Source organism: Streptomyces sp. NPDC006624 (assembly GCF_040611555.1).
Taxonomy (GTDB): Bacteria; Actinomycetota; Actinomycetes; order Streptomycetales; family Streptomycetaceae; genus Streptomyces.
In genome coordinates this window covers 1-6,364 of the sequence record NZ_JBEXOM010000046.1, presented here as the reverse complement: position 1 = coordinate 6,364, position 6,364 = coordinate 1, and the positions used below count along the sequence as shown (strand labels likewise).

At 73.4% G+C, this 6,364-nt stretch carries 5 protein-coding genes; all 5 read right to left on the bottom strand.

Annotated features, from left to right (window positions below; genetic code table 11):
• Window positions 1–272: 272 nt before the first annotated feature.
• The gene (locus ABZY20_RS37005) at window positions 273–1,382 is read right to left on the bottom strand and encodes an SPFH domain-containing protein (RefSeq protein WP_356447905.1); all 1,110 of its coding nucleotides are present in this window, start codon (window positions 1,380–1,382) and stop codon (window positions 273–275) included.
• 47 nt (window positions 1,383–1,429) lie between these two features.
• Entirely contained in the window at window positions 1,430–1,867 is a 438-nt protein-coding gene (locus tag ABZY20_RS37000; protein WP_356447903.1) for an NfeD family protein, read from the bottom strand.
• Between the two features lie 258 nt (window positions 1,868–2,125).
• Window positions 2,126–2,914 carry a calcium-binding protein gene (locus ABZY20_RS36995; protein ID WP_356447901.1) on the bottom strand — a complete coding sequence of 263 codons (789 nt, stop codon included), beginning with the start codon at window positions 2,912–2,914 and terminating at the stop codon, window positions 2,126–2,128.
• Window positions 2,915–2,980: 66 nt separating this feature from the next.
• Window positions 2,981–4,273, bottom strand: a complete 1,293-nt coding sequence (locus ABZY20_RS36990) for a hypothetical protein (RefSeq protein ID WP_356447899.1) — start codon at window positions 4,271–4,273, stop codon at window positions 2,981–2,983.
• Between the two features lie 282 nt (window positions 4,274–4,555).
• Window positions 4,556–6,229 carry an MFS transporter gene (locus ABZY20_RS36985; RefSeq protein ID WP_356447897.1) on the bottom strand — a complete coding sequence of 558 codons (1,674 nt, stop codon included), beginning with the start codon at window positions 6,227–6,229 and terminating at the stop codon, window positions 4,556–4,558.
• Between the last annotated feature and the right edge of the window lie 135 nt (window positions 6,230–6,364).

The window sequence follows — 6,364 nt, the reverse complement described above, 5'->3', positions numbered from 1 at the left end:
CACGAGCTGCCCCGGCCGAGCCCGCGGCCGGTGCCCTCCCCCGGCCCGCGGCCGGTGCCCTCCCCCGGCCCGCGGCCGATGCCCTCCCCCGGCCCGCGGCCGATGCCCTCGCCCGGCGCGCGGCCGGCTTTCCCGGCGCACGGCCGGCTTTCCCGGCGCACGGCCGGTTGCCCGGCGCGCGGCCGGTTGCCCGGCCCGTGGTCGGTGACCCGCCGGGTACCGGCAAGCCGCCGTGGGTGTCGCCGGGCCACCCGCGATGACCGCGGGTGGGCTCAGGCGCCGGGCGTCTGTCCCCGGCGTGGGGTCTGGGGTGACTTCGCGGCCTCCGCCTCCGCCTTGGCGTCGCTCACCGCGGCGGCGGCCTGTTTCCCGGCCTCGTCGGCGGCCGCTGCGGCGTCGAACGTCGCCGTCCAGCCCGCATCGAGCTCCGGGGGCCCGCCTTCGCCCGACGCGCGGTCGGTGGCGGCGGTGGCCGCCTCCTCGGGCTGTGCGGGCGCGTGAGCGTCCGCCGCCGGTTGATCACCGAACGCGCGGGTGACGGTCCGGACCGCCTCGGTCAGCTCCCCCGGGATCACCCAGAACGTGTTGTTGTCGCTGCTCGCCAGGTGCGGCAGCGTCTCGAGGTACTTGTAGGCCAGGACCTTCGGGTCGGCGTTGTTGCGGTGGACGGCCTGGAAGACGAGTTCCACCGCCTTGGCCTCGCCGTCCGCCCGCAGGATCATGGCCTGCTGCGTGCCCTGCGCCTCCAGGATGTCCTTCTGCTTCGTGCCTTCCGCCGTGAGGATCTTGGCTTGCCGCTCCCCCTCGGCGTGCAGGATGGCCGCGCGCTTGTCCCGCTCGGCCCGCATCTGCTTCTCCATCGCCTCCTTGATGGTGTGCGGCGGGTCGATGGCCTTGATCTCGACGCGGTTGACCCGGATGCCCCACTTGCCGGTGGCGTCGTCGAGGACGGCGCGCAGCCGGGAGTTGATCTCCTCGCGCGAGGTGAGCGTCTCCTCCAGGTCCATGCTGCCGATGACGTTGCGCAGCGTGGTCACGGTGAGCTGGTCGATGGCCTGGAGGTAGTCGGCGACCTCGTAGGCCGCCGCCCGCGGGTCGGTGATCTGGTAGTAGAGCACGGTGTCGATGTTCACCACGAGGTTGTCCTCGGTGATCACCGGCCGGGGGTCGGACGAGTAGACCTGCTCGCGCACGTCGAGTTTGGTGTTGATGCGGTCGGCCACCGGCACGACCAGGTTCAGCCCGGGCTGCAGTGTCCGGCGGTACCGGCCGAACCGCTCGACGTTGTAGCGGCGCGCCTGCGGGACGATCCGCACGGAGGAGGCCACCAGGAAGATGACGACGAGGGCCACCACGAGAACGGGGATGACGACTGGATCCACAGTGCCTCCATTGCTGTGTGTTCAGCGTGTTCCGCCTGTTCAGCCGTTCAGGGAAGGAGTTCGCGGGGGTAGACGATGGCCGTCGCCCCTTCGATCTCCATGACGTCCACCAGCGCTCCCACCGGGATGACGTGGCTCTCGTCGAGGGCGCGCGCGGACCACTCCTCACCGGAGAGCTTGATCAGGCCCCGCGTCGCGGTGACCTCCTGCATGACCTCGGCCCGCTTGCCGATCAGGGCGTCGCTGCCCTCGCGGGTGAGGGGCTGCTGTGCCATGTGCCGCAGCGCGATGGGACGGACGACGACGAGGCCCGCCGCCGCCGCTGCCACCAGGGCCAGGAGCTGGCCGGCCAGACCGATGCCGACACCGGCGACCACGGCGGCGACCAGCGCGGCGCCCGCCAGCAACCCGAATACCAGGGTCAGGGTGAAGAATTCCGCGGCACCCAGTGCCGCGGCGGCGAGCAACCATACGAACCACGGCATGGAATCGCCCTCCTCAAGGGGCCTTCCCCACCAAGCTACCGCCCGGAGACGCCGGACAGCTCCCCCCGTGCCGGCCCCATGAACGAAGCCCCAGGCAGGACGGCCGGACCCGTCACGCGCCCGAGGGGATGCGGTCGGTGCAGGGGTGTCCGCCGGACGGAACGGGGAACGCGAGAGCGCTCCCGCCCCCCGGCAGGGGAGCGGGAGCGCTTCGGCTGGCCGGTGTGCGGGTCCGCACCCTGCCGGGCCGGGTTCGGGTTACTGCACGTCCACGAAGTCGCCGGTCGCCACCGCGGACGGCGTGGTGGTCGTGCCGGCGAAGTTCCAGCGCCAGTAGCCGTCCTCGGACGCGGTGGCCGTGGTCGTCAGGGTGCCGGTGCTGGAGGTGTAGACGGTCTTGACCGTGGTGTAGGTCGACGTACCGGCCTTGCGGAACTGCAGCCTGACGGGCTGGTTGGTGTAGCCGCGGTAGTCGAGCGTGTCCCAGTTGGCCCGGCTGAGCTTGCCGGTGACGGTGAGCGTCTTGCCCTTGGCGATCGGCTCCGGGCTGGCGTTGACGGTCAGCTTGGAGTGCCGCTGGAGGCGGGTGGTGCTGTATGCCCACCGGTCGGTGTAGCTGCCGTCGTTGGCCGAGACCTGGACCTGGACCTTCCAGGTGCCGGCGTCGGCGTTGGTGAGCCACCAGTCCGGTTCGAAGGTGAAGGTCTTCGAGCAGGTCGACGTCGTGGCGCTGGAGGCGACGCAGTCCGCCGGGGTGGTGTTCTCGTTCGGCTCGATGAGGCTGTCGGCGCTGAAGTACGGGTCGGCGCCGGCCGGGCCGCGCCACAGGTGGAAGTCCGCGTCCCAGATGCCCGACGGGTCGGTGGCGGTCACGGAGACCGTGACCGTCTTGTCGGCCGTGTCGACGACGATGTTCTTGCCGCCGTTGACGACGACGTTGTCGACCTGGATGTCGCCGACGTTGTCGTCCGCGTGGGCGCCGGGCACGGCGAGGCCCGCCACTCCGGCGACGGCGGTGAGTACGGCAAGGACAGCGCGCTTGCGCATGTGTCTCCTTCACGGAGCGATGAGGGGTAACCGCCGGGCGGTGCGCGGCGGAGGGGATGAGGCCGGTCAGGGTCCGGTGACGGACTTGATCGTGTACGGGTAGGTCTCCTGCTGCCAGATCACCGTGAACCGGGAGCTGGGGCGGGCGTCGACCTGCGGCACCCGGCCGTCCGACGTGAGCGTCTTCGCGGTGCCGAACGTGCCGGAGCGGCTGACCAGGCGGGCACCGGTCTTCGTGTAGCTGTACGGGGGCGTCGACTTGGGAACGACCGTGTGGAAGACGAGCATGCCGTCGCCGTCGTCGTCGAGCGCCAGGTCGGGACGGTCGCCGGGGCCGAGGACGGTGACGCCGCCGCGGGTGCCGCCCGCGGAGATCCGGCGGCCGAGCAGCTCGGGCTTGCCGCTGGTGTAGCGCGTCCACACGATCATGGAGTCGCCGTCGAGGTCCGTGGCCAGGGCGTGGTGGAGGCCCACGTTGTCCGTGGCCGCCGAGACGCGCAGCGGGGCGGCGAGGGTGCCGGTGCGGCTCCAGCGCGACGCCCAGACCTGGGCGACCGAGCCGCCGCCGGAGTGGTAGCTGATGACCGCGTCGCCGTCCCGGTCGACGCCGGCGCGGACCATGCCGAAGCCGCCGTACGACGCGATCGGCGCGGTGAGCACCTTCGTCGAGGAGACGGACGTCGAGGTGATGCGCTTGGCCACGACGTCCGAGGCGCGCGCCCAGGCGACGACGAACCGGCCGTTCCGGTCGACGCCGACGGCCGGCTTCTCGGCCGAGCCGGAGCCGAGGGTGATGGCCGCGCCGAGCGTGCCGTCGAGCTCGAGGCGGCGGGCGACCGCGTACCAGCTCCCGTCGCGGACCTCCGTCCACGCCGCCATCGCGGTGCCGCCCGGCGTCACGGCGACGACGGGGGTGGTCGCCGGTGCCGACGTGGAGAGCTTCCGGAGCGGTCCGACCAGGCTGCCGGAGGCCGCGACCCGCCGGCCCACGACCTGGCTGTCCTGCTGCCAGACCACCGCCGAGTCGCCGGTGTCGTCCGAGGCGACCTCCGGCCAGGACACCGCGGCGCCGTCCGGCGACAGGGTGCGGATCCCTCCGGTGGTGCCGCCGGCGAACTTCACCCTCGTCTGGACGCGCTGGTAGGAGTACGTGGTCGACAGGTCACCGGCCGTCCAGGCCAGCAGCGCGTCGCCCTGGCGGTCGACGGACACCTGGGGCGAGTCGGCGGCGAACCAGCCGGACGCCGACACGTTCCACGACGACGTCCACGCAGCCTCGGCGTCGAACTCCGCCGTGGCGGTGACCACGAGCCCGGCCGCCGCGGCGACGGACGCCCCGGCGAGGAGACGACGCTTCAACGAACGCCGATGACGTGCTGCACGCGATGCCACTTGGACCTCAGTTCACAGGGACGGAGTTCGGGCACAGACGTCACACGGACCGGCCCGCACTGTCCAGCGCACCGGCCTCCCCGAACGTCACCCGGACCGGGGATCCCTCGGCCCCCGGACCCGCTCCGCGCGCCTCGCCGAGGCGGAGCGGCAACGGGTGGGCGCCCCTGCCTGAGCGGGGGGAGCCGGCCGACCCGGGTGGCCGCCGTGTGGGGGCCACCCGGGCAGGGGGAGGCGGACGGGTGGGTCTCAGCCGGCCGGAATCCGGCGCGCCTGCAGCCAGCCGGCCACCGCCAGCACCGCCATGCCGAGGGCGGAGACGGTCAGCGCCTGCTCCCTGGCCCGGGCGTTGATCCGCACCAGCTCGTCGGCCGCGGCCCCCGTGACGCCCCGGGAGGCCAGCCGCGCGCGCAGGGCGTCGTCGGACGCGGCGGTGATCTGGACCTGCTGCTCCAGCGTCCGGGTCGCCGTCTCCTTCTGGGCGGCGGTCAGGACACCGCTGTCCCGCACGCCGGCCTCGAACGCGTACAGCAGCCCCGCCGTGACCAGGGCACCGGCGAGCGCGACCCCGAACGAACTGCCCAGATAGCCGGCCGTGCGCGACAGCCCCGTCACATCGCTCACCTCGTCCGGCGGCGGCGCCGACTGGACGAGGTCGGTGATCGTCGTGGCCATGCCCCGGCCGAGCCCCAGCAGGAGGATGCCCGGCGCGAGGGCCAGCCCCACCGCTGCCACACCCTGCGCGTCCGGGCCGAACAGAAGGGCGACGGCGCCGCAGCCGGCGGCCATGAGGGCGAACGCCCCCATCGCGGCGGCGCGATGCGTCATCCGCCCCCGGCCGACGCGCCGGGCGGTCGGCCCGGCGGCCAGCAACAGGCCCAGCGCGGTGGGCAGCAGCACCACCCCGCAGCGCAGGGCGTCGAACCCGAGGGTCGTCTGCAGGAACACCGGCACCAGGAAGAGCGCGCCGCTCGGCACCAGGATCTGCATCATCTGGGCCGACGTCCCGGTGCGGACCGTGCGGTCGCGCAGCACCGACACCCGTACCAGCGGATCGCCGCCGCTTGTGACGAGGTGCCGCTCCCACCCGGCGAAGACGGCCAGGACCACCAGCCCCACGGCCGACAGGACGGGAACGGGTGACACACCGCCGCGCTCCAGCAGCGTGATCCCGAACACCGTGAAGTCCTGCCGGGCCTCCAGCAGGCCGTAGCGCCCCACGAGCAGGCTCGCCACGACGAGCAGCGCCAGCCCGGTCGTGGAGAGCACCACCCCCAGGACGTCGAAGCGCTGTCCGGTGGCGACGGGCGAGGGCCGGGCACCGGCCGTGTGCCGCAGGAGCCAGGCCACGGTCAGGGTGACCCCGGCGCCCAGGAGGAAGGACACGCGCCAGTCCAGGTAGGTGGTGATCAGACCGCCGACCACGGGACCGGCCGTCGCACCGACTCCGGAGGTCATCGCCAGGGTGGACAGCGCCTTGGTGCGGGCCGCTCCGGTGAAGGCCCCGGTGAGCATCGCCAGCAGCGCCGGCAGCATCAGGGCGACGCCGAGCCCCTGGAGCAGCGACCAGCCGAGCAGCACCGACGGCAGGCCGGGGGCGAAGGCCGTGATCAGCGACCCGAGGGCGAAGACCACGCCGCCGAGGAGGAAGGTCCGCCGGTGGCCGTGGCGGGCGCCGGCCTTGCTGCCGGTGATCAGGAACGCGGCGGCCACCAGGGCGTACAGCGAGATCGCCGCCTGCACACCGGTCAGTGTGGTGTGCAGATCCCGGACCAGCGCGGACAGCGCCACGTTCATGGCGGTCGACGTGTAGTTGATCAGCAGGTTCTCGATGGCGAGGAGGACGAACAGGGTCCTGGTGGCCGGTGACGCCCCGGGCCCGGCCGGTCCCCCGCTCCGCCGCCGTCGGTCTCGCCACCGCACGAATCTGCCCTGCCCGTTCGCTCGTTCCGCCCGGGCAGGCGCCCCCTGCCGCCGGGATTGGCCACCGCCGCCGACACCCCGGGTTCAGCGTGCCCGCCCGCGCGCCCCGCGGGCCCGCGGGGCGCGCGGCGCTGA